The 21,875-nt window shown below is 66.7% G+C and carries 20 protein-coding genes and 1 riboswitch; of the genes, 7 read left to right on the top strand and 13 right to left on the bottom strand.

Annotated elements, in window-relative coordinates:
• Positions 1-13 precede the first annotated feature (13 nt).
• The 5 genes from AC3QL3_RS04105 to AC3QL3_RS04085 all read right to left on the bottom strand — a co-directional run bounded on the left by AC3QL3_RS04105 (position 14) and on the right by AC3QL3_RS04085 (position 3,841).
• A complete protein-coding gene (locus AC3QL3_RS04105) occupies positions 14-712 on the bottom strand; it encodes an ABC transporter ATP-binding protein (protein WP_492897034.1) in 699 nt (232 codons plus the stop codon).
• Between the two features lie 45 nt (positions 713-757).
• Positions 758-1,564, bottom strand: coding sequence for a hypothetical protein (locus AC3QL3_RS04100; protein WP_492897032.1), 807 nt, complete (start codon positions 1,562-1,564; stop codon positions 758-760).
• On the bottom strand, positions 1,557-2,189 hold the full coding sequence (locus AC3QL3_RS04095) for an ABC transporter ATP-binding protein (RefSeq protein ID WP_492897031.1): 633 nt from the start codon (positions 2,187-2,189) through the stop codon (positions 1,557-1,559). Before AC3QL3_RS04095 ends, AC3QL3_RS04100 begins: the two co-directional genes overlap by 8 nt.
• A gap of 10 nt (positions 2,190-2,199) precedes the next feature.
• On the bottom strand, positions 2,200-3,222 hold the full coding sequence (locus AC3QL3_RS04090; RefSeq protein WP_492897030.1) for a radical SAM protein: 1,023 nt from the start codon (positions 3,220-3,222) through the stop codon (positions 2,200-2,202).
• A gap of 67 nt (positions 3,223-3,289) precedes the next feature.
• The gene (locus tag AC3QL3_RS04085; RefSeq protein ID WP_492897029.1) at positions 3,290-3,841 is read right to left on the bottom strand and encodes a hypothetical protein; all 552 of its coding nucleotides are present in this window, start codon (positions 3,839-3,841) and stop codon (positions 3,290-3,292) included.
• A gap of 246 nt (positions 3,842-4,087) precedes the next feature.
• Between AC3QL3_RS04085 and AC3QL3_RS04080 the strand changes: the two genes are divergently transcribed.
• The 6 genes from AC3QL3_RS04080 (at position 4,088) to AC3QL3_RS04055 (ending at position 9,326) form a co-directional block, all read left to right on the top strand.
• A complete protein-coding gene (locus AC3QL3_RS04080; protein WP_492897028.1) occupies positions 4,088-4,453 on the top strand; it encodes a helix-turn-helix domain-containing protein in 366 nt (121 codons plus the stop codon).
• Between the two features lie 120 nt (positions 4,454-4,573).
• Positions 4,574-6,385, top strand: coding sequence for a phosphoenolpyruvate carboxykinase (GTP) (locus AC3QL3_RS04075; RefSeq protein WP_492897027.1), 1,812 nt, complete (start codon positions 4,574-4,576; stop codon positions 6,383-6,385).
• A 148-nt stretch (positions 6,386-6,533) separates the two neighbouring features.
• A complete protein-coding gene (locus AC3QL3_RS04070; RefSeq protein WP_492898850.1) occupies positions 6,534-7,103 on the top strand; it encodes an RNA polymerase sigma factor in 570 nt (189 codons plus the stop codon).
• Positions 7,100-7,579, top strand: a complete 480-nt coding sequence (locus AC3QL3_RS04065; RefSeq protein WP_492897026.1) for a hypothetical protein — start codon at positions 7,100-7,102, stop codon at positions 7,577-7,579. The genes AC3QL3_RS04070 and AC3QL3_RS04065 overlap by 4 nt, the downstream gene beginning before the upstream one ends.
• Before the next feature lie 17 nt (positions 7,580-7,596).
• A complete protein-coding gene (locus AC3QL3_RS04060; protein WP_492897025.1) occupies positions 7,597-8,490 on the top strand; it encodes a DUF4097 family beta strand repeat-containing protein in 894 nt (297 codons plus the stop codon).
• A gap of 83 nt (positions 8,491-8,573) precedes the next feature.
• Positions 8,574-9,326 (top strand): CPBP family intramembrane glutamic endopeptidase, encoded by a 753-nt coding sequence (locus tag AC3QL3_RS04055; RefSeq protein WP_492897024.1) that lies wholly within the window; start codon positions 8,574-8,576, stop codon positions 9,324-9,326.
• Between the two features lie 141 nt (positions 9,327-9,467).
• On the opposite strand, the gene AC3QL3_RS04050 is transcribed toward AC3QL3_RS04055, so the two are convergent.
• The 5 genes from AC3QL3_RS04050 to AC3QL3_RS04030 form a co-directional block, all read right to left on the bottom strand.
• Positions 9,468-10,562, bottom strand: coding sequence for a homoserine dehydrogenase family protein (locus AC3QL3_RS04050; RefSeq protein ID WP_492897023.1), 1,095 nt, complete (start codon positions 10,560-10,562; stop codon positions 9,468-9,470).
• Positions 10,559-11,740 (bottom strand): cystathionine gamma-synthase, encoded by a 1,182-nt coding sequence (metB, locus tag AC3QL3_RS04045; RefSeq protein WP_492897022.1) that lies wholly within the window; start codon positions 11,738-11,740, stop codon positions 10,559-10,561. The genes AC3QL3_RS04050 and metB overlap by 4 nt, the downstream gene beginning before the upstream one ends.
• A 1-nt stretch (position 11,741) precedes the next feature.
• The gene (metX, locus tag AC3QL3_RS04040) at positions 11,742-12,794 is read right to left on the bottom strand and encodes a homoserine O-succinyltransferase MetX (RefSeq protein WP_492897021.1); all 1,053 of its coding nucleotides are present in this window, start codon (positions 12,792-12,794) and stop codon (positions 11,742-11,744) included.
• A gap of 86 nt (positions 12,795-12,880) precedes the next feature.
• Positions 12,881-13,001: riboswitch (SAM riboswitch) on the bottom strand.
• A 279-nt stretch (positions 13,002-13,280) separates the two neighbouring features.
• Positions 13,281-14,273 carry a DJ-1/PfpI family protein gene (locus AC3QL3_RS04035; RefSeq protein WP_492897020.1) on the bottom strand — a complete coding sequence of 331 codons (993 nt, stop codon included), beginning with the start codon at positions 14,271-14,273 and terminating at the stop codon, positions 13,281-13,283.
• Positions 14,274-14,380: 107 nt separating this feature from the next.
• Complete coding sequence (locus tag AC3QL3_RS04030; RefSeq protein ID WP_492897019.1) at positions 14,381-15,361, bottom strand: GlxA family transcriptional regulator; 981 nt, start codon at positions 15,359-15,361, stop codon at positions 14,381-14,383.
• Positions 15,362-15,472: 111 nt separating this feature from the next.
• Here AC3QL3_RS04030 and AC3QL3_RS04025 point away from each other — a divergent pair, with 111 nt between their 5' ends.
• On the top strand, positions 15,473-17,080 hold the full coding sequence (locus AC3QL3_RS04025; protein ID WP_492897018.1) for a peptide chain release factor 3: 1,608 nt from the start codon (positions 15,473-15,475) through the stop codon (positions 17,078-17,080).
• 113 nt (positions 17,081-17,193) lie between these two features.
• Here AC3QL3_RS04025 and AC3QL3_RS04020 read toward each other — a convergent pair whose 3' ends face one another.
• The 3 genes from AC3QL3_RS04020 to AC3QL3_RS04010 all read right to left on the bottom strand — a co-directional run bounded on the left by AC3QL3_RS04020 (position 17,194) and on the right by AC3QL3_RS04010 (position 21,566).
• Positions 17,194-17,745: a hypothetical protein gene (locus tag AC3QL3_RS04020; RefSeq protein ID WP_492897017.1), complete on the bottom strand. Its 552-nt coding sequence runs from the start codon at positions 17,743-17,745 to the stop codon at positions 17,194-17,196.
• A gap of 37 nt (positions 17,746-17,782) precedes the next feature.
• A complete protein-coding gene (locus tag AC3QL3_RS04015) occupies positions 17,783-18,340 on the bottom strand; it encodes an RNA polymerase sigma factor (RefSeq protein WP_492897016.1) in 558 nt (185 codons plus the stop codon).
• A 247-nt stretch (positions 18,341-18,587) separates the two neighbouring features.
• Entirely contained in the window at positions 18,588-21,566 is a 2,979-nt protein-coding gene (locus AC3QL3_RS04010; protein WP_492897015.1) for a TonB-dependent receptor plug domain-containing protein, read from the bottom strand.
• Positions 21,567-21,875: the final 309 nt, after the last annotated feature.

Raw genomic sequence — 21,875 nt, 5'->3', positions numbered from 1 at the left:
CTCCCGGCGCCGCTCACGCCTGCAGCGGAATCCAGTCGTTCTCGATCAGCACGCCCTTCTCCAGGTGCAGCAGCCGGCGTGCATGCGCGGCCGCGCGCGGGTCGTGCGTGACCATCACGATGGTCTTGTCGCATTCGCGATTGAGTCGCTGCAGCAGGTTCAGCACCTCGTCGGCGCTGGCGCGATCGAGGTCGCCGGTCGGCTCGTCGCAGACCAAGAGCCCGGGATCGGCGACCAGGGCACGCGCGATCGCGACGCGCTGCTGCTGTCCGCCGGAGAGTTCGGCCGGCTTGTGCGCGGCGCGATCGCCGAGCCCGACCAGCTCCAAAGCCACGCCGGCACGGCGGCTGCGTTCGCGTGCCGGCAGGTTCGCCAACAGCAGCGGCAACTCGACGTTCTTCTGCGCGCTCAGCACCGGCAGTAGGTGGTAGAACTGGAACACGAAACCGACCTTCGCGGCGCGCCAGCGCGCCAAGGCCGATTGCCCCATCGCGGAAAGGTCTTCGCCGTCGACGCGCAGCCGGCCGCGGCTGGGCCGATCCAGGCCGCCGATCAGATTCAGCAGGGTGGTCTTGCCGGAACCCGAGGGACCCATCAGCGCGGCGAAGTCGCCGCGCGAGACGACCAGGTTTGCGTCGACCAAGGCCGCCACGCGCTCGTTGCCGCGAACATAGCTTTTGCTGAGGCCATGGGCCTCGATGAAGTAGTGCATGCGAAGTCTCCGACGGCGCGTGCCGTGAGCGAGAGTCGAAACGCCTCAAGTGCTTTCCAGCAGCGACGACGGCCGAAACGCACACGCCAGCACGCTCGTCACCAGCGCGGCGCCGAGCGCGCCGACGGCGAGGAAGATTGCCGCGATGCGCACCGGATCGAGTTCGGGGCGGAAGGTGATGACGAGAAAGGCGAGCACGGCCGGCAGCGTCGCGAGGTAGTGCGTCAATGCCCAGGCCGACCCGACGCGCACCGAACTCAGGCGCGGCCACAACAGATGCAGTGCGAGCACGATCTGCGCCGACCACAGCATGCCGGCCAGCGGCAGCATCAGCGCGATGCCGATACCGGCGCCGACCGGCGCGCCCAAGCCGAAATAGCGCATCAGCACAGCGCCCGCCGCGATCCACAGCATTACCACCGCCAGCCACACCGCGCTGCTGATCGCGAGACTGTTCCAGAACAAGGCGGCGACAATCTGGCGCGGCCGGAACGGCTCGGCCAGGAGCATTTCGATGCCGCCCTTGTGCGTCTCGGCGATCAGACTCGAAGACAGCAGCGACACCACGTAGGTCGAGCCGAGAAAGGTGACCAGATACGGCACCTGCAGGAACAGCGCCGACCACGCGCGCACACTGGCGAGATCGCCGCTGCTGCCCGCGTACAGACGCGCCATCGCGTCGAGCGAGTGCGCGGTCGGGCCGGTCAGGATCTGCGGGAAGTCCTTGGCAAGGACGACGAAGGCGGCACAGATCAGCACGAATCCGCCCGGCATCAGCAGCAGCGACCAGGCGTTCTGGCGCAGCGTGCGCCGGACCAGCGCGGCGACGAGTCGAAAGGTCGGGTTAGACATCGGCATCCTGGCCTCCGAGCGTGTGCATCGGCACGCAGATGTGAAAGTCGTCGCGCAGCCGGTGCCGGCCGTGCTGCGCGACCAACACGGTGGCGCCGGCGGACACGCGCCTGGAGAGTTCGCGCACCAGTACCTCCGTGTAACGCGTGTCGAGGCCGGTGAACGGCTCGTCCAACACGAAGATCGAGGCCGCGACCGAAAGCGTCTTGATCAGCGCGACGCGCTGCATCTGACCGCGGCTGAGCGTACCCATCTTGCATTCGGCGAGTTCGGCCAGCTCGAAGCTTTCCGCCACGCGCCGCTGCTCGTTCGCCGCGTGCGAGGAACGCAGTTCGCTCCAGAAACTCAGATAGTCGCGCACACGCAAACCCGACTGGCCGGCGAGACGATGCGGCAAGTAACTGATGCGGCCGCGCACGGCCGGCACCTCGTGCACGTCGACACCGGCCATCGTCACCGAACCCGACAACGGTTTCAGCACGCCGCACAAGGTGCGCAGCAAGGTGCTCTTGCCCGAGCCGTTGGCGCCGTCGACGAGATACAGCGCGGGCAGGAATTCGTAGTTGATCGCGCGGCGCAAAACTCTGCCGTTCGGATACCCGATCGAACAGTCGGCCAGTCTCATCGGCGTCTCCTTACGCTCTCAGGATCGAATCTTCATTGGCCAGCAAAAAGGCCGGCATGCGCTTGATGTTGTCGGCCAGCAGCACGCCGTCGGCGAATACTTCCTGCGGCCGCTCGCGCAGGTAGTCGAGCAGCGCGGCACGGTGCGTGACCAGCAGGTCCTGGCAGGCATGACAGATGCTGGTGTAGTCGGATTTCACGCCGAGGCGCTCCAGAATCCGCTTGGGGCCGGTCATGTGGATCCACCAGTACAAGAGGTTCTTCTGCGCGCGGCCGATGATTTCCGTCAGCGGTTCCTCGTTGAGGTTGCCGAGTGCGAGATCGCGCGAATAGAACATGACGTGGCCGCAGCACGCCTTCACGCTGCCGCTGGGATGAATCGAGAGGTTCTTGATTACTTCCGGGCAGCCGAGGTCGGGTTTGGCGCCGGCGTCGAGCCCGGCCATGTCGAGCTGATTGCCGCTGCCGCTCGGAGTCGGATAGTCGTACACCACGGTGACCCGCCGCAGCAGTTCCTCGCGCGACATCGACAACTCCGCGCAGAGCGCATCGGCGACGCGGTTCTGATCCCAGCGCGCAGCCTTGTCGACGATCACGCCCATGCCGACCGCGAGCTCGTTCTCCAGCGCGCCGTGGATCAGATGGGCGATTTTTTCGATACCGATGAACGGCTCGTGGTAGTCGTCGTAGCGGGTATTGAGCTCGTCCAGCCCGGCCTCTTTCAGCATGCGCACGTAGTCGATCGCGCGGTGCCGCGACTTCGCCCACCAGCCATTGGTCACCAGACGCGTGCGGCAGCCTTGCGCGCGGCTGAGCGCGATGCCCTCGAGCAGCAGCTCGCGATGAATCGTCGCTTCACCGCCGGTGAACACGACGACTTTTTTAGTTGAGATGTCCTGCAGCTGGCGGAAGAAGTTCAGCAGCGTCTCGCGCGACATCGGAAACTTCGTCTGCGGACTGCTGCCGACGCTGCAGTGACTGCAGCTGAAATTGCATTGGTAATCGAGAAAGACCGAAAACAGCGTCGCGAGCATGACGGCTCCTTGTGACCGCACCGGAACGGCCCCCGAAGAACGAATGTCTCCGGCGGCGTTCGCCGACTCATTCGATTCGCTGCACAACCGCCACGACGACCACGACCAGAAGAATCAGGATCGTGATCGCCGGCACGCCGTAGCCGTTCCCGGCAAAGGTTTTCTCGAGTGCGAGCAGGGTCTGCCGATTGCCGCCGCTGAGGCGCTCGGCACCGGCGATCCGCACCGAACGTTCGGCGTCGTCGAGGCGGATGTCGTGCAGGCGGTCTTCCTGCAGATGAAGACGTTGCGTCCAATCGCGGCCGCGTTCGCTGTCGGCGAACTCTTCCACCACGGACTGGCGCAGTTGTTCGACGGGCTGGTCGCCGACGGCCGCCGCGCTGTTCAGGCGGTAGATCGACATCGGGTCCATCGGAATGGACAGCTCCGGCGCGAACGCCATGCTGTCGCGCCAATCGAGATAGCGCGCGGATAAAACGGCATTGCTGAGCATTTGGGAAACTCCTGTATGGGTGACGAGCAATACGTCCCTCCTTCGAGCGACCTCCGTATCGCCGCTGGAGCACGGCCGCCGTTGGGCGACTCGTTCGGGCCAGAAGCCCGGCCCGGTGCCGCGCATTCCTGCGACCGGCACTTCGCTGTCGCCGCGACGGACCCGTTCGGCAGCTCTGCCGGCCGTCCTTCCCGACGCCATTGCCCCAATTTGCTCGCACCGCGTAGCGGCCTACGCCGCCTGCCGCCTCCTCTTGCTCATCAAAGAGTGATGAGTATTGAATATCCGAACAATAATTGTCAACTAAATCCGCACGACAGTGGCCGGCGCGGCCAATACCGTCCGAGGCTCCAGCGGACGGAGTCTTTGCAGATGAAGCGTTTCGCCGATCGCCTTCGCGAAGCGCGCGTCGCGTCCGGGATGACGCAGGAACAGCTCGGCTTTGCGCTGGGCGTGACCAAATCCTCGGTTTCGGCCTGGGAGAACGGGCGCGAGACGCCGAGTTTCCGTGTCTTGCCGCAACTGCGCGCGATCCTGCGCCGCTCGCTCGACGAGCTGATCTGCGGCGCGCCGCCGGCGGCGGTCGGCGTGAAGGAACCGAGCGCCAGTTACGGCGAAACCGACCCCGCTCTGACGATCCGCGACCGCAACGAAAAAGCCCTATTGCAACGCTACCGCGCGCTGCCGGCCAAGCGCCGCACCGCCCTGCTCGAACTGGCGCGTCCGAGCGACGACTGAGGCCGCCCGCGGCCGTTTGCCGCGGCGGCGGCCTGGTTTTGCAGGCTTCCTTGCATTGGCCGCAGGGCGAGGCTACCGTCCCCCTACCCCCTTGCAACCGGCGCTGCGGCGCCCCCTCCGATGGCCAGCCAACTCGAAGCATTGAACCGATGGGTCGACGACGTCGCCCGACGAACCCGACCCGACCGCATTCACTGGTGTGACGGCTCCGACGCCGAATACCAAACCCTGCTCGAGCAGATGCAGGCCGACGGCACCTTGCTGCCGCTCAATCCCGACACGCACCCGAACGCGTGGTTGCACCGCTCGCATCCATCCGACGTCGCGCGCGTCGAGCACCTGACCCTGGTCTGCACCCGGAATCAGGAAGACGCGGGACCGAACAATCACTGGATGGACCCGGCCGAGGCGCACGCCAAGATCGATGCGCTGTTCGATGGCTGCATGCAAGGCCGCACTTTGTACGTGGTGCCCTACTGCATGGGCCCGATCGACTCGCCGATCTCGCGCTGCGGCGTGGAGATCACCGACTCGCCCTACGTCGTCGCCAACATGCGCATCATGACGCGCATGGGCGCCGCGGCGCTGGCGCGGATCGAGCGTGAAGGTGCTGAAGCGGTTGCGCGCGGCGCGCAACCGGCGTTCGTCAAAGGCCTGCATTCGATCGGCGAGCTCGATCCCGAGCGCCGCTTCATCATGCATTTCCCCGAAGAGCTGACGATCAAGTCCTACGGCTCGGGCTACGGCGGCAACGCGCTGCTCGGCAAGAAGTGTCACGCCTTGCGCATCGGTTCCTACCAAGCGCGCCAGGAAGGCTGGCTGGCCGAACACATGCTGATCGTCGGCATCGAGAATCCGCAAGGCGAGACGCACTACATCGCCGCGGCGTTCCCTTCCGCCTGCGGCAAGACCAACCTGGCCATGCTGATTCCGCCGGAAGGCTACCGCCGCGCCGGCTGGAAGGTGTGGACGGTGGGCGACGACATCTGCTGGATGAAACCCGGCGCCGACGGCCGCCTGTACGCGATCAATCCGGAGGCCGGCTTCTTCGGCGTCGCGCCCGGCACCAGCAACGACACCAATCCGAACGCGCTGGCCTCGATCCAGCGCGACACCATCTTCACCAACGTCGCCGTCACCGCCGACGACCAGCCCTGGTGGGAAGGCCTGCCCGGCACGCCGGTCACCGACTGGCAGGGCCGCCCCTACGATCCGGCCAACGGCCCGGCAGCGCATCCCAATTCGCGCTTCACCGTGTCGGCCAAGCAGGCGCCGAGCTGGTCGCCGCGTGCGGAAGATTCGCAAGGCGTGCCGATCTCGGCGATCGTGTTCGGCGGCCGCCGTCCGTCGCTGATTCCGCTGGTGTTCGAGGCGCGCGACTGGACCCACGGCGTTCTGGTCGGCGCCGCGATGGGTTCGGAGACGACCGCCGCCGCGACCGGCGCGGTCGGCGTACTGCGCCGCGACTCGATGGCGATGAAACCGTTCTGCGGCTACAACTACGGCGACTACTTCGCGCATTGGCTGTCCTTCGACCGCCCCGGCGCGAAGCTGCCGAAGATCTTCCACGTCAACTGGTTCCGCAAAGGCGCCGACGGCAAGTTCCTCTGGCCCGGCTACGGCGAGAATCTGCGCGTGCTGGAATGGATCATCGGCCGCTGCGACGGCACCGTCGGCGCCACTGAAACGCCGATCGGCCAGCTGCCGCGCAAGAACGACCTGAACCTCGACGGCCTCGACCTGCCCGAGCGCGCGCTCGACACCCTGCTCGAGGTCGACCCGCAGAACTGGCGCGGCGAAATCGACGACATCGGCCGCTACCTCGACTCGTTCGGCGCGCGTACGCCGGCGCGTCTGCGCGAGGAGCAGCAGCGCGTCGCCGCGGCGCTGGCGAAGGCCGGCTCGCCGGCACGCAAGGTCGCTGCGGGATGAGGTTCGCGCCGACGCTCGGACGAGGTCGGCGCGGCGGTTCCTCTCTCTTCCTTCGCGGTGCCGCTCTCGTCGACACGGCTGTCATGACTGTGTAAACCCTTCACGACGGTCGCGCATCCAAGCTGGCAAGATGAATGCCTGCCTTGCCATGCCCCTGCCGATGAGCGCACCGCCACGCACCGAAGTGGCCGAACCGACCGATGCCGAGCTGGTCCGCGCTGCGGCCGCTGGCGACATGCGCGCGTTCGAAGCGCTCTACCGCCGCCACGCCGGCCGCGTGCACGGCGCCGTGTGGCGGCTGTCGGGCATGAACGAAGCGCGTGCGCAGGAACTGACCCAAGAAGCTTTCGTGCGCGCTTGGCAGAAGCTCGACAGCTTCCGCTTCGAAAGCGCGTTCACCACTTGGTTGCATCGGCTCGCGGTCAACGTGGCACTGATGGACGTGCGCGGACGCGATCCGGAAGACACCGTCGAAGACGGCGTGCTGGAAGCGGCGAGCGAACCGGTCACCCCGTTCTGCGCCGGCGAGCGCGCCGACCTCGAACAGGCCGTCGCCAAGCTGCCGCCGCGTGCGCGCGCGGTGCTGGTCCTGCATGATGTGGAAGGTTGGAAACACGAAGAGATCGGCCGCGAGTTGGGCATGGCGGTCGGTTCTTCGAAAGCGCAATTGCATCGTGCGCGCGGTCTGTTGCGCACCATGCTCGGAGACGCCGCATGAACGATTTCGAGATCCAGCGCAAGTTGCGCGAGATGAACGCGCCGCGCCCGCCGCAGATCGACCTGTGGCCGGCGATCGAGAAGCGCATCGCCGACGAGGCGCGCGCCGTGCCGGCATCGCGCCGGCGCAGCTGGCTGCCGTTGGCAGCGGCGGCCGCGATGCTGGTCGCAGTCGGCGCCGGCGTGCTGGTGCTCGGATTGCAACCGCACACGGCCGGATCGGATTTCGCCGCCCGCGATGCGCGCACGATCGAACGCGAACTGCCGCGCGTGTCGCCCGACGCCGCCGACATCCGCATGAATGCGCCGGGCGGCGATCCGCGCCTGGCCGGTGCCGCCGTCGTGCTCGACGCCGCGCAGGCGGAGCTGGAGCAGGCACTCGCCGATCGTCCCGACGCCACCTTCCTGGTCGGCCTGTTGAACCGTACCAACGCCCGCCGCATGAAACTCGAGCACTACGGCGCCACTGCCGGTTGATGCCTGGAGCCTTCCCGATGATCCGATCCGCTTCCCTCACCCTGTTCGCCCTGACCGCTGCCAGCGCCTACGCCGGCACGCCGATCGACGAAAAGCGCGCCGTCGATGCCGATGCGCGTATCGAAATCTCCAACGCGAAAGGCTCGGTCACGATCAGCGGTTGGGATCGCAACGAAGTCTCCATCAGCGGCGAACTCGGCAGCGGCGCCAAGCCGACCATCGAAGGCGGCGGCGCGCAGCTGCGCATCAAGATCGAGGCGCCCGACAAGCAAGGCTGGTTCGGCTGGAATGCCGATTCGCGCATCGGCCCGAGCGAGCTCGACATCAAGGTGCCCAAATCGGCCGAGCTGAAGGTCGGCGTGGTCAGTGCGGATCTGACTTTGTCGGATGTGGGGGGGCGCCTGCTCGATGTCGACAGCGTCAGCGGCAAGCTGCGCTTGTCCAGCGGCGCTAAGGAAATCGATGTCGACAGCGTCAGCGGCGGCGTCGACCTCGACGGCAAGGCCGAGCGCGCACGCGTGCAGACCGTTTCGGGCGACATCCGCGCACGCGGCCTGTCCGGCCACATCAAGTACGAAACCGTTTCCGGCGACATCGACGCCGAGAACGGCCGTTACCGCGAGATCAGCGCCGGCACCGTCTCGGGCGACATCAACCTGCGCGGCAAGCCGGATGCGGACGTGCGCGTCGACGTCGAATCGATGAGCGGCAGCGTGCGCCTGTATCTGCCGCAGGACCTCTCGGCGCGCCTGCGTGCCTCCAGCTTCAGCGGCTCGATCCGCACCGACTTCGGCGCGGTCAAGCACGAGGAACACGGCCCCAGCAGCAACCTCGACGTCAGCAACGGCGGCGGTCAGGGTCAGGTCAAGATCGAAACCTTCAGCGGCGACATCGATCTCCGCCACGAATGAATTCCGCGTCTTGAACGAACGCCCCGCCCGCGCGGGGCGTTCGTTCTTGTGCAGTGCAAGCCCTCTCCAAAAGGAAACACCGCGTGAGTCGATCCGCTCCCCTGCGAACCTTCGCCGGCCTCCTCGTGGTCGTGCTCGTACTCGGCCTCGCGCTGCAGGTACGCGACCTCACGCCCCTGCTCGGCTTCAAGATTCCACCGCTGCCGATGCCTTACGGCGGCTCGCTGCTCGACAATCTGATCGCGGTCGCGGTCGCGCTGGTCGCCGCGTTCCTGTTGAGTCGGCAGCGCGGCCAACTCGTGCGCAGCCTCGGTCTGCACGGCAACGGCTGGCGCGGACCGATGTTGACCGCGCTGGCGACCTTGCCGTGCTGGATCGGACTCGCCCTGCTCGGCAAGCTCTCCAGCGAATGGTCGCTGCGCGATCTGTTGTTCCTCGCCGTGCTGTTTCCGCTGGCTGAGGAAATCGTGTTCCGCGGCTTCGGCTTCGTCTTCACGCGCAACGACCTGCGCTGGCGCTTCGCCGCCGCGGTGCTGGTGCAGGCGATCGCGTTCGGCCTGGTGCACTGGTACGGCGCCGGCGGCGGTGGCGGCATCGCGCTGACGATTTTCTGTATGACCGCGATCGGCGGGGTGATCTTCGCGGTACTCGATGCGCTCGACGGCTACACGATCTGGAGCGGATGGGTCTTCCACATCTCGTTGAACGCGGCGTGGAATGTCTTCAGCGTTCCCGACGAAGCCGTGTTCGGATGGTCGGGCAACGCGTTGCGCCTGTTCAGCGCCGCCTTGGCGATCGCGCTGTTGTGGCTGGTGCGCAGAAAAGCGAAAGCCTGAGTTGTTCGCCTCTCCCGTTCGCGGGAGAGGCCGGCCTGCGCAGCGCGCCGGGTGAGGTCACTTGGCACGACGCTACTCAGTAGATACCCGCGTTCGCGGTCATGACGCCGCCGAGAGGGTTCAGAGCTTTTCTATACGTGTTTAGGCGTGAGCACGTGCGCGCGTGGCTGCCAACGCCAACACATCGCCGAGCAAGGCCTGCGCCGTGACTTCGGGACCGGCACCCGGCCCCTGGATCACCAGCGGCTGTGCGCGATAACGCTGCGTGCTCAGCGCGAACAGGTTGTCGGTGCCGGCCAAGCGCGCAGCCGGATGCTTCGGCGCGACTTCGGTCAACCCCACGCGCGCCTGGCCACGCTCGTCCAGCCGCGCCAGGAAGCGCAGCAGCTGGCCGCGCGACGCGGCTTCGACGCGGCGGCGTTCCAAATCGTCGTCGAGTTCCTCCGCGCGTGCGAGAAAGTCATCCACTTCCACCTCGCGCAATGCCGCCGGCACCAAGCTGTCGACCTCGACATCGGCGACATCGAGCGCATGCCCGGCGCTGCGCGCGAGGATCAACAGCTTGCGCGCGACGTCGGCGCCGCCGAGATCCACGCGCGGGTCGGGTTCGGTGTAGCCGAAGGCACGCGCCTCGCGCAGCAAGGCCGAGAACGGGCGGCTGCCGTCGAATTGGTTGAACAGCCACGACAAGGAGCCGGAAAACACGCCGTCGAGCGCGAGCAGGCGGTCGCCGCAGTCGCGCAGGCGACGCAGGGTCGACAGCACCGGCAGGCCGGCGCCGACGGTTGCCGCATCGCCGTAAACAACGCCGCCGCGACGGCCGGCGCGGCCGAGTTCGGTCCACGCCTGCAGGCTCTCGCCGGTTGCGGCTTTGTTGGCGCTGACGACGTGGTAGCCGGCGGCGAGCCAATCCGCGTGGCGCGCCGCGGTCGCGGCCGAAGCGGTCGCGTCGACCACGACGCGGCGCGACGCGCCGCTCGCATCGAGCGCGGCGAGCAGACTGGCGTCGTCGCGCCCCGGCGCCGCTTCGGCCAGCGCGGCATCGATGCGCGCCGGCACCAGGCCGCGCGCGTTGGCGATCTGCCGCTTCGAATTCGCCGCGCCCACCAAATACAGGGTGGAAGCGGCCGGCGTCGCCAGCAGACGCAGCAGTGCGCCGCCGACCACGCCGGTGCCGAGCAACACCAACGCCGTGTCGGCGTTCGAGGTCGTGACAAGATGCGGAGCGGCGCTCATGCGCTCACCTTGCGCGTGCGTTTGAGCGTCTCGACACGCGCCAGTGCGGCTTCGAGATCGGCGCAAAGATCGGCGCCGTCTTCGATGCCGGCGGAGATGCGCAGCAGCGCGTCGCTGATGCCGGCCTTGCGCCGCGCTTCGGGCGCCATCGAGGCGTGCGTCATCGTGGCCGGATGCGCGATCAGGCTTTCGACGCCGCCGAGCGATTCGGCCAGCGAAAAGAATTGCAGCCCGTCTAGGAAGGTCTCGATCGCGTCGAGGCCGCCGTCGAGGTCGAAGCTCAGCATCGCGCCGAAGCCGCTCTGCTGGCGCGCGGCGAGTTGGTGTCCCGGATGCGCGGCGAGACCGGGCCAGTACACCTTCGCGACTGCAGGATGTGCATCCAGCAAGGCGGCGATGCGCGCCGCGTTCTCTTCGTGCGCACGCAGGCGCGGCACCAAGGTGCGCAAGCCGCGCAGGGTCAGGAAGCTGTCGAACGGCGCGCCGGTCAGGCCGACGCAGTTCGCCCACCAGACCAGCTGATCGGCGGTCTCCTTGTCCTTCGCGATCACGGCGCCGCCGACGACGTCGCTGTGGCCGTTGATGTACTTGGTGGTCGAATGCACGACGAGATCGGCACCGAGCGTCAGCGGGCGCTGCAGCGCCGGCGACAGGAAGGTGTTGTCGACCACGCAGCGCGCGCCGACCGCATGCGCGGCCTGCGCGACGTGGCGCACGTCGGTGATGCGCAGGAGCGGATTGGACGGCGTCTCGACCCAGACCAGATCGGGCTTGTGCAAAAGCGCTTCGGCCAGCTGCACCGGATCGGTGAGATCGGCGAACACGACGCGGAAGCGGCCCTTCTTGGCCCACGCGTCGAGCAGGCGCCAGGTGCCGCCGTAGCAGTCGTGCGCGGCGAGCACGAGGCCGCCGGCGGGCACCAGCTCGAGCACCAGTGCGACCGCGGCCATGCCGCTCGCGGTGACGACCGCGCCGGCGCCCTCTTCCAGATCCGCCAAGGCCGCGCCAAGTTGGTCGCGCGTCGGGTTGCCGCTGCGCGAGTAGTCGTACTGGCGTTTGCGACCGAAGCCTTCGAACGTGTAATTCGTGCTCAGGTGCAGCGGCGGCACCACCGCGCCGTGCTGGGTGTCCGATTCGATGCCGGCGCGCACGGCGCGGGTACAGGATGCGGTGCTCATGTCAGTTTCCGATGGAGTGGAAGGTTTCCGAAAGCAGCGCGGAAATCTGCGCGTCTTCCTTGAGAAAGGCGTCGTGGCCGTAGCGCGAATCGATCACGTGCAAGGTCGCCGCGGCGGCGCAGCGGCGCTGCAGCTCGCACAGGTCGGCCAGCGGCACCACGCGGTCGGTCGAGATGCCGATCAGGGTGGCCGCAACACGCACGTCTTCCGGCTCGACGCGGTGCAGATCGATCGATTCGGACAGGGAGAGATAACGTTCGGCACTGAAGCGCTGCACGAAGCTGGCGCCGGCCGCCTTGAGCCAGGCTTCTTCGGCGAAGTGGAAGCGGCCGTCTTCGAGTACCGGCGCGTCGGCGCAGCGCTCGGCGAACTCGCGCTCGCCGCGGTAGGTGGTCATGGCCAAGCGCCGCGCCAGATCGAGGCCGGCGTCGGCGTCGCCGAGGCGTGCGCCCAACCGAACGACTTCGCGCTGGATGTTGCGCACGGCGACGCTGAGCGGATGCGCACGGTGCGCGCCGGCGATCGCGATCAAGTGACGCACGCGCTGTGGATGGCGCGCGGCGAAGGCCAGGCCGACCATCGCGCCGTATGAGGAACCGACGAAGGCGTGCGCGCGTTGCAAGCCGAGCGCGTCGAGCACGCCGGCAAGGGCGTCGGCCTGGTCGGCGCTGTCGATGGCGTGCGCGTCGCCGAGATCGGCCAGTTCGAGCCAGTCGATCGACAGTACGCGGCAGCGGCGGGTATCGATCGCACGGCCGGGGCCTGCGATCGCGCTCCACCAACCGTCGCTGCCGTCGGCCGCGACGACGGCGTCGCGGCTGGCCGAGATGCCGCCTTGCACGATCATCACCGGAGCGCCCGCCGCTCCGTGCAGCGCGTAGCGAACACGCACGTCGCGCGCGCCGTCGGCGTGCTTGGGGCTGAGCCGGATCGACAGCTCGCCGCGCGCGTCGACGATGGTCTCGGCGACGTGCGATGGCGCGTCTGCGAACACGGCGGAGACGCGCTCGAACTCGAAAGCGTGGTGGACGTCGGCTTGGGCTTGGAAGGTCATCGCAGTTCTCCGTATCGCCCATCGACCGAGGGGAACCGGAGAGGATTGCGACGACGAGCCGCGTCGGACGACGCGGGTCGGCTTCGCACTCATCTCTCGGCGGATCGCGCGACGCGCGTCCCCGCGGGAGTTGGCACCGTGGCGGGTTTGATCCCGCAGGTTGCCCCGGCTTCAAAGGGCCTGTCCCTCAGCCGGTCTTGATGAGCAGCGAGGCGAACTTTAGCGACATGTGCTCATGCCGTCAACAGACGTTTAGACGTCTAGATATCCGAAGTATCCTATTCACCTTTCCCGCCTGCGGAAGAGGTCGCGCCGAAGGCGCGGGTGAGGGGAAGCGGAGCGCACCACTCCGCTCGCCCTCACCCTGCCCTCTCCCGCAAGCGGGAGAGGGGGAACAGCAGCTCCATCGGGAGCAATCGGGCGAGTACGGAGAACTGCCCGACCGGAAAGAAAGCGGCGATTCGCCGCTTCCGTCCGCGCAAATCGTCACTGCGCGTCGAGCGTCACGTCGACCGCATACGCTTTGCCGGCCGCATCGCGCTCGCCGGCAGCGAAGACCAGGCGCAGCGCGCGGCCTTCACGTTCCGAGCGCCAGGCGTAGCCCTCGCCGTCCTTCTGCCAGCCGCCGGCCTCGCCCATCGCCTTGGTGATCAGGGCGAGCAGCTCTTCCGGCTTGGCCTTCGTCGGCGTGAGGTAGCGCGCGCGCCAGTGGTCGCGGTCGCCGTAGGCGTAGCGCTGCTGGAAATTGGCGTCGGCCGGCCATTGGATGCGCTCGAAGTTGGGCAGGTAGCGGTCGGCCAGCAGGGTGCGCACGAAGCCGCCGTCCGGATGCCAGTCGTATTCCAGGTGCACCGCGGTGCTGCGCGCCACTTCGACGCCACGCAGGCGCGCGACCACGTGCAGGGCCGCGTCGATGCCGGAGGCGAGTCCGGCCGAGGTGATGACGATGCCGTTGTCGACCCAGCGCACGTCGCGCACCACGTTCGCCTTCGGATAGGCCTTGGCGAGGTCGTCGATGCGCGGCTTGAAGGTGGTCGCCTTGAGCCCGTCGAGCAGGCCGGCGGCGCCCAAGATGGAGGCGCCGGTGCAGACCGACAGCACCGCCTTGGCGTTCTTGCTGCGTGTGCGGATGAAGTCGAGCACGCGCGCATCGGCGCTGGCTTGCTCGACGTCGCCGCCGGGCACCAAGATCACGTCGTAGGTCGGCGCCTGGGCGAAGGAGCGATCCGGCGTCACTTTCAGGCCCATCGCGGTAGTCACCGGCTTGCCGTCGAAGCTGAGCGTGTCGACGGCGAAGCCGGTGGCGCCGAACACCTCGTAGGGCGCTGCGAAGTCGATGATCTCCACGCCATCGAACAACACGATGCCGACGCGGATCTTCGGCTCGGAATGCGCCTCGTGCGCGGCGTGTAGGGGCACGGCGGTCGCCAGCAGGAAGCTCGCGCCGACCAGCACGGCGCGCAGGAAACGGAATGGCATGACGGGACTCTCGATCGTGCGCAAGATCGCGCCCGCCGATGATGCCGCCGGCGTCTGTGCGGCAGCGGACAGACGTCGCGCATCCGCGGCCATCGTCGCTGGCGCGGCTAGCCGGCCAGACCGAAACGCTCGCGGTACTGCGCCGGACGCACGCCGCACTGGCGTACGAACGCGCGACGCAGGCCTTCTTCGGAGGCGAACCCGCATTCGTGCGCGATGCGCTTGAGTTCCTTGCGCGTGTTCTCGAGCAGACCCTTGGCCGCTTCCACGCGCAACTGCTCGAGATAGGTTTGCGGCGTGATGCCGAAGACCGCGACGAAGCGACGGCGAAAATGGCGCGGACTCAAGTGCATGCGTTCGGCCAGCACATCGAGGTCGCGCGTGCGGCGCAGATCCTCGCGCAGCCACGACACCAGCTCGGCGAAGCCGTCCGGCGCGTGCTGCGCGCGCAAGAGGCTGCTGAACTGCGTCTGCCCGCCGGAACGCTTGGCCAGCATGACCATGCGCTTGGCGACCTTCAGCGCGAGCGGCATGCCGAGATCGGCGGCGACCATCGCCAACGCCAGATCCATGCCGGCGGTGATACCGGCCGAGGTCCAGATCGCACCGTCCTGCACGTAGATCGCATCCGGCACCACCTGCACGGCCGGATAGCGGTCGAGCTCGGCGACGTCGAGCCAGTGCGTGGTGGCCTGACGGCCGTCGAGCACGCCGGCCTCGGCCAGCAGCAGCGCACCGCTGCAGATCGCGCCGACGCGCCGCGCGCGCGCGGGCAAGGTCGCGACCCAAGCGACCAGGGCCGCGTTCGCGCGCACGCGATCGAGCGCATCGACCGTGCCGCCGCTGACCAGCACGGTGTCGACCGGGTCGGGCAGTTCGTCGTAGGCCAGTTCCGCATACAGCGACAGACCCGAGGCCATTCGCACCACGCCACGCTCGGGCGCGACGAACAGAAGCCGATAGGGCGGTGTGCCGGCGGGATCGTCTTCGAGCGTCTGCCGATGCGCCAAGGCGAATACTTCCGTCGGGCCGCTGACGTCGAGCGACTGCCCGTCCGCATAGACCAGCATCGCGATCGTGCGGCTCATCGCGGCCGAAACCCTTCGCCCGCGACGCCGCTTCGAGCGGCCGAGGCGCGCATTCCGTACAATGCGCGCCCTTCGCGGCGGCGTGACGCCGCCAGCCTTTCGATTCCGATCATGAACTCTACCGTCAGCGAAGCGCAGCGTCGGCGCACTTTCGCCATTATTTCCCATCCCGACGCCGGCAAGACCACGCTGACGGAAAAGCTGCTGCTGTTCGGCGGCGCGATCCAGATGGCCGGCTCGGTCAAGGGCCGCAAGGCGGCGCGCCATGCGACCTCGGACTGGATGGCGCTGGAAAAGGAACGCGGCATCTCGGTCACCTCGTCGGTGATGCAGTTTCCCTACGAAGACAAGATCGTCAACCTGCTCGACACGCCCGGCCACGCCGACTTCGGCGAGGACACCTATCGCGTGCTGACGGCGGTCGATTCGGCGCTGATGGTGATCGACTGCGCCAAGGGCGTGGAGGAGCGCACGATCAAGCTGATGGAAGTGTGCCGCCTGCGCGACACGCCGATCATGACTTTCATCAACAAGCTCGACCGCGAAGGCCGCGCGCCGATCGAGCTGCTCGACGAGGTCGAGTCGGTGCTGAAGATCCCGTGCGCCCCGATCACCTGGCCGATCGGCATGGGTTCGCGCCTGAAGGGCGTCTATCACCTGCTCTTGGACGAGGTTCACGTGTACGAGGCGGGGCGCAATTTCACGCGCCAGGATTCGACCATCTTCAAAGGTCTCGACGATCCCGCATTGGCCGCGCGCATCGGCGCCGACATGCTGGCGGAACTGCGCGAGGAACTGGAACTGGTGCGCGGCGCTTCGCATCCGTTCGATCGCGAGGAGTATCTGGCCGGCCGCCAGACGCCGGTGTTCTTCGGCTCGGCGGTGAACAACTTCGGCGTGCAGCCGTTGCTCGATTTCTTCGTCGAGCACGCTCCCGCCCCGCAGCCGCGCGCGACCACCACGCGCACGGTCGAACCGAGCGAAGAGGCGCTGTCGGGCTTCGTGTTCAAGATTCAGGCGAACATGGACCCGATGCATCGTGATCGCGTTGCGTTCCTGCGCGTCTGTTCGGGCCGCTACGAAGCCGGCATGAAGATGCTGCACGTACGCAGCGGCAAGGAAGTGCGCATCGCCAATGCGCTGACCTTCATGGCATCCGACCGCGAAATCGCCGCGAACGCCCATCCGGGTGACGTGATCGGCCTGCACAACCACGGCACCATTTCGATCGGCGATACCTTCACCGCCGGCGAGGCGCTCTCCTTTACCGGCATTCCGAACTTCGCACCGGAGCTGTTCCGCCGCGCGCGGCTGAAGGACCCGTTGAAGATGAAGGCGCTGCAGAAAGGTCTGGCGCAGCTGTCGGAGGAAGGCGCGACGCAGTTCTTCCGGCCGCTGATGTCCAACGATCTGATCTTGGGCGCGGTCGGCGTGCTGCAGTTCGACGTGGTCGCTTATCGGCTCAAGGACGAGTACAGCGTCGAAGCCGCGTTCGAGAACGTCGGCGTCGTCACCGCACGCTGGGTGCGCTGCAGCGATGCGAAGAAGCTCGAAGAATTCCGCGAGAAGAATGCGCTCAATCTCGCCATCGACGGCGCCGGCGAGCTGGTCTACATCGCGCCGACGCGCGTGAACCTGCAGCTGACGCAAGAGCGCTGGCCGACGATCACCTTCGCGGCGACGCGCGAGCACGCCAGCGCGGTCGACGTGGCCGGCTGAAGCGCGCGCTTCTTCGCCGCTCGATCAGCGCCGGCCGTAGCGGCTGAGCAATGATCCTAAAAGCAAACGCCCGGCACGGAGCCGGGCGTTTGCTTTGAAGCCTAGTGTGTTTCTCAGCTGCCGTGAAAGTCGCTACGGAATACCTGGTCGCCCGCACTCTGCGGTTTACCGGCATGCGAGCGCACAGACACTTCGCTCGAAGCGAAGATACGGTCTTGCGAGGTGAAGATCCGATCCGGTTGCGACGCGGTCGACGCGGAAGCGACCACGTTGCGGTGCATCTCTTCGCCGCGCTGGCCATGCCACACGCCGACGACACCGAGCGCGACCGCCAGACAAGCCGCCAGTCCGCCGGCCCAACGCAGCGGGCGATGTGTGGTGCGGCGCGCGTGGTGCAGCGGACGCGCTTCGCGGCTGCGCTGCGGATGCGCCGAACCGCGGCGACGCACGCCCTCGGCCAGTTCGGCCGAGGCCGGCTGCAGCGCGTTCAGCATGCGCGCGAGATCGGCTTGGGCAGCCGAGGCGCCCAGCTCGGTCGCGACGGCTTCGCGGCGGGCCGCATCGGCTTCGCCGGAAACGGCGGCGACCAGGTCGTCGGCGCCGATCGCGGCGCTCCGGGTCGAGGTCAGCTGGCGATAGAGTCGGGAAAGCGAGTGAGTGTTCATGTTCTTTGGCTCCTGCGGCCGTCCTGGCGACAAGCGTTCAGTCTTCGAAATTGCCGTAACCCAATTCGCGCAGGCGGGACTTCAGCTCTTCCAATCCGCGCGAAACCAGTTTTCTGGCCGCCTCGGCCGAAGCGATTCCGGCCAGGTCGGCGATCTCCTGCAAGGAAAACCCTTGCAGGTGCAGGGCGATCGGTAAACGGCGCCGCTCCGGGATCTCGTTCATGCAGCGCTCGATGCCCTGCATGCGTTCGACATCGCCGGCGCTCTGCTCGGGCCCTACCGGCCCCTCGCCGAGATCGACCGGAGTGTCGTCTTCTTCCTCCGGCAGCGGCTCCGCGGCACGGACTTCGGCACGCCGCAGCGCGTCGATGACCGTACTCGCGACCACCCTCTGCACATAAGACGCATGAAAGGCCCCGGACCGGTCACGCTCCAGCGCTTTCCACAACCGGATGCGGACTTCCTGCTCCACATCGGCCGGGTCGATGCCGTGTTTATCCAGCCCGTAGGTCGTCAGAAGACCCTTGACGCGCGCGCCGTAGGCTCGAAACAGCTCTTCCAGGCGGGCGTGGAGGGGGTCGACGAAGGTGGGCATGGAGGACGGACGCGTAGGGCCGGCTATGCTCCCCGACGCAGCGCTGGGGCGCAAGCCATGATGTTTGGCGCGCTGAGCCTCTAGACACGCCTTTGTGGGAGTCGCAATCGGTAGCGGCCCGCATCGCCCCTCGACAATGCGGTCGCACTGCACGTTGCTTCGAGAGGCCAGCGTCCCGCGGTCGGCGACAAAGAAAAAACGGCCCCCATTGCGGGGGCCGTCGCGGTAACGATCGATGGGGATTCGATCAGAACTTCTGCGTGTAGCGCAGGTAGTAGAAGCGACCGATGTCGAAGCCGCCGTAGTACAGGAACTGCGAGTTCGGCGCCTCGTACATGAGCGGCGGCTGCTTGTTGAACACGTTGTTCGCGCCGACCGAGATGGTGGCGTTCCACGGTGCGCTCCAACGCACCTGCAGGTCGTGCCAGGTCGTCGCGCCGGTGCGGTTCTGCGGCTGCTTGCCCACGTCCGGAGCGACGTAGTCGGGCATGTTGCACTCCGGGCCGCCCTTCAAGTCGTAGGAGCACTTCTCCTTCATGCCCGAGTAGTAGCGGGCCGTCCAGGTCGCACCGAAATCGCCGAGCGACCAATCCAGGCTCAGATTCGAACGCAGGCGGGGGAAACCACCATAGCTGTTCTGCGTCGATACCGGCGTGGTCGGCTTATTGTCCGGTTTGACGTTGTTGAGCGAGGTGTAGGTCGAATCCCAGCTGACGCGGAAGCGGCCGAAGGAGAATTCCGGCAGACGGTAGTTGATGCCGAGATCGTAGCCTTCGGTTTCGTTCCAGCCTTGATTGATGCCGGCCCGCAGCGCCGTATTGACCACACCGTTGGCGTCACGCGTGAAAAGGCCGCAGCGACTGGCGACGCCGAACACGTAGCAGTCTTCCAGCATCTGCGTGATCGTGTCGCCGGCAATGACGTTCTTGATGCGAACGTTGTACCAGTCGAGGCTGACGTCCAGACCCTGGATCCATTGCGGGCTGTAGACGAGGCCGGCGGTCTTGCTGGTCGAGGTTTCCGGCGTCAGGTTCGGATTCGAGCCTGCCATGAACGCGACACCGGTCTGGCACGGCAGAGCCGCGCAAGGCCGATTGCCCTGACCGATCTGCCGGAAATCCGGCTTGGTCGGAGTGTGGCCGCCGAAGCCGGCGCGACAACGCCCCTTTACGTCCGGATTGAACGCCGCGGAGCCACGCACTTCATCGCAAGGGTCGGAGTATTTGTCGAACGACTGACTGGAACCGCCGTACAGATCGTCGATGGTCGGAGCGCGGAAGCCTTGCGCGTAGTTGGCGCGGACCAACAGATCTTCGATCGGACGCCAGGTGAGGCTGAACTTGCCGTTGGTCGTATTGCCGAACGTCGAGTAGTCCGAGAAGCGGCCCGCAACGTTGAACGACAGTTCCTTCGCCAGCATCACATCCTTCAGCACCGGCACGTCGACTTCGAGGTAGTACTCGTCGACCGAGTAGCGACCCTTGGTCGTGGTGCCGGCGAGGTCGGTACTCTGCCCGCCCTGCTTGGACGCGTCCGGCTCGAAACGGCCCGACTCCTGGCGATGCTCGTAACCCGTCGCGATGCTGAGATCGCCGGCCGGCAGCGAGAACAGCGAACCGGTCAGGTTGGCGCTGTAGTCGACGGTCTTGGTGCGACCGGTGTCGTGATAGAACGGGAACAAGTATTTCTGCAGTTCGGGATTGCCCGTCAGCGAATCGGGGCCTACCACGCCTGCACCATAGAACGGGTTCCACGGCACGCACTGTCCGGGGCCTGAACCGTACTGGATCGGAGCCGTAGCGCTACCGCACTCGACGCGCTTGGTCAGCGGATTGTAGTAGGAAGCGCCGAGCGCATTTTTCAGCGCCGGCAGGCTGCCGTCACCATGGCCCGTCTTCAACAGATCGTTGGTGTTGACGAAGCCGCCGACGTCCCAGTTCCACGTGCGGCCCATGAGCTCGAACGTGCCTTCCAAGGTGCCGGAGAAACGATAGGTCTGCAGGTCGCTGCGCGTGACGCGCGGCACTTCCCAGAAGCGGCGCATGAAGTAGATGTCCTGACCTTCTCCTTCCGGCATGTACTTGTTGCCGAACGGGTTGTAGTAGCTGTCGGCCGACAGATACTGGTCCTCGAAACTGCCGTTCTTGCTCTGATACGGGTAACCGGCCACCTGCTGCGTGGTCGAGCGCTTGTTGTACAGGATGTCGCTGGAGAACTTGATGTTGTCGGTGATGCTGTATTCGCCCGCGACGAACAACGAGTGCCGCTCGATGCCGGTCGTGCCCATCATCGACTGGTTCGAGTTGCTCAGGTCGGTGGTGCCGCCGGCCGAGTTGGTACCGTGGAAATCGTTCGGACGACCATCGCGGCCGTTGTTGAACGGATTGCCACCCGGATTGAGAGTACACGTCGCGAACGGCGAATTTTCGATACCAGGGCAGCCGCCCGGCAGGGTGAAGGCACCCCATTGGGAGACCGGAGTCCAGTCATCGCGCGAGTGGCGCGGACCGCTCGGATAAGCGCTGTAGGGGCGATTGCGCGCCCAAGTCGGATCTTCCTTCGAGTACTCGGCCGCGACCGTGATCGAGCTGCGCTCGTTGTGCGAGCCGAGCGTCATGCTGTAGGTCTGCTTGGTGCCGTCGCCGTCGTCGTACTGACCGACGTACGCGCTGGCTTCCATACCGTCGTAGTTGCGACGCGTGATGATGTTGACCACGCCCGCGATCGCGTCGGAGCCGTAGATCGCCGAAGCGCCGTCTTTCAGCACTTCCATGCGCTCGATGGCGGAAATCGGAATCTGAGAAAGGTCCTGCAAGCCGCCGCTGGTCGCACCCAGGCGCTTGCCGTTCAACAGGATCAGCGTGCGGTTGGCGCCGAGGTTGCGCAGGTCGATGTAGTAGCCGCCGACGTTTTCGCCGGAAGCCAAGACGCTCGAACGGCTGATCGCCGGCGAACCCGCTTCGGTCAGGTTCGACAGGATGTCGGCCACCGAGTTGAAGCCCTGCTTCTCGATCGCAGCGCGATCAAGCACCAGGATCGGTTGTGCGGTTTCGACGTCCGCCTTGCGGATGCGCGAGCCGGTCACGGTCACGGTTTCGAGTTGTTGCGAACCCGGCGCATCCTGCGCCATCGCCGGAGCGACCGCAGCGAATGCGAGCGCCGCCCCCGCGACGCCTTGCACGTTCAAGCCGCGCCGAATCGCGTCTCGGAGCAGAGTAGTAGACATGAATTGCTTCTCCTGTTTTAGGTGTTGCTGACCGGCCGCTGACACGCGGCACGCGTCCTCGAACCTTAAAAAGACGTAAATCGTCCTTGTTGCCGAAGATGCGTGGGACGCGTTGCAGAAATTGAGCGTTCGTCGATCGAATCGAGCGCGGACGGGTGAGCGCGCCGCGCCGTGCGGCCGAATGGAGACGCCTATCGACGCGTCGGCGAATCGCGCGCTGCGGCGGCTCGGAGCGTGACGGAAGTCGCAAGGACGATGGCGCAGAAATTCAGAGCGCGTGAAAGCGTCGGGCGCAGCGAAGCTGCGCAA

Source organism: Dokdonella sp. GW821-FHT11D02, from assembly GCF_058808595.1.
Note: the sequence above shows the minus strand (reverse complement) of the source record. Positions and strands in the feature narration are given on the sequence as shown.

Coding starts and splice junctions, on each gene's coding strand:
- AC3QL3_RS04105 (WP_492897034.1), bottom strand. CDS start 712: ATGCACTACTTCATCGAGGCCCATGGCCTCAGCAAAAGCTATGTTCGC.
- AC3QL3_RS04100 (WP_492897032.1), bottom strand. CDS start 1,564: ATGTCTAACCCGACCTTTCGACTCGTCGCCGCGCTGGTCCGGCGCACG.
- AC3QL3_RS04095 (WP_492897031.1), bottom strand. CDS start 2,189: ATGAGACTGGCCGACTGTTCGATCGGGTATCCGAACGGCAGAGTTTTG.
- AC3QL3_RS04090 (WP_492897030.1), bottom strand. CDS start 3,222: ATGCTCGCGACGCTGTTTTCGGTCTTTCTCGATTACCAATGCAATTTC.
- AC3QL3_RS04085 (WP_492897029.1), bottom strand. CDS start 3,841: ATGCGCGGCACCGGGCCGGGCTTCTGGCCCGAACGAGTCGCCCAACGG.
- AC3QL3_RS04080 (WP_492897028.1), top strand. CDS start 4,088: ATGAAGCGTTTCGCCGATCGCCTTCGCGAAGCGCGCGTCGCGTCCGGG.
- AC3QL3_RS04075 (WP_492897027.1), top strand. CDS start 4,574: ATGGCCAGCCAACTCGAAGCATTGAACCGATGGGTCGACGACGTCGCC.
- AC3QL3_RS04070 (WP_492898850.1), top strand. CDS start 6,534: ATGCCCCTGCCGATGAGCGCACCGCCACGCACCGAAGTGGCCGAACCG.
- AC3QL3_RS04065 (WP_492897026.1), top strand. CDS start 7,100: ATGAACGATTTCGAGATCCAGCGCAAGTTGCGCGAGATGAACGCGCCG.
- AC3QL3_RS04060 (WP_492897025.1), top strand. CDS start 7,597: ATGATCCGATCCGCTTCCCTCACCCTGTTCGCCCTGACCGCTGCCAGC.
- AC3QL3_RS04050 (WP_492897023.1), bottom strand. CDS start 10,562: ATGAGCGCCGCTCCGCATCTTGTCACGACCTCGAACGCCGACACGGCG.
- metB (WP_492897022.1), bottom strand. CDS start 11,740: ATGAGCACCGCATCCTGTACCCGCGCCGTGCGCGCCGGCATCGAATCG.
- metX (WP_492897021.1), bottom strand. CDS start 12,794: ATGACCTTCCAAGCCCAAGCCGACGTCCACCACGCTTTCGAGTTCGAG.
- AC3QL3_RS04035 (WP_492897020.1), bottom strand. CDS start 14,273: ATGCCATTCCGTTTCCTGCGCGCCGTGCTGGTCGGCGCGAGCTTCCTG.
- AC3QL3_RS04030 (WP_492897019.1), bottom strand. CDS start 15,361: ATGAGCCGCACGATCGCGATGCTGGTCTATGCGGACGGGCAGTCGCTC.
- AC3QL3_RS04025 (WP_492897018.1), top strand. CDS start 15,473: ATGAACTCTACCGTCAGCGAAGCGCAGCGTCGGCGCACTTTCGCCATT.
- AC3QL3_RS04020 (WP_492897017.1), bottom strand. CDS start 17,745: ATGAACACTCACTCGCTTTCCCGACTCTATCGCCAGCTGACCTCGACC.
- AC3QL3_RS04015 (WP_492897016.1), bottom strand. CDS start 18,340: ATGCCCACCTTCGTCGACCCCCTCCACGCCCGCCTGGAAGAGCTGTTT.
- AC3QL3_RS04010 (WP_492897015.1), bottom strand. CDS start 21,566: ATGTCTACTACTCTGCTCCGAGACGCGATTCGGCGCGGCTTGAACGTG.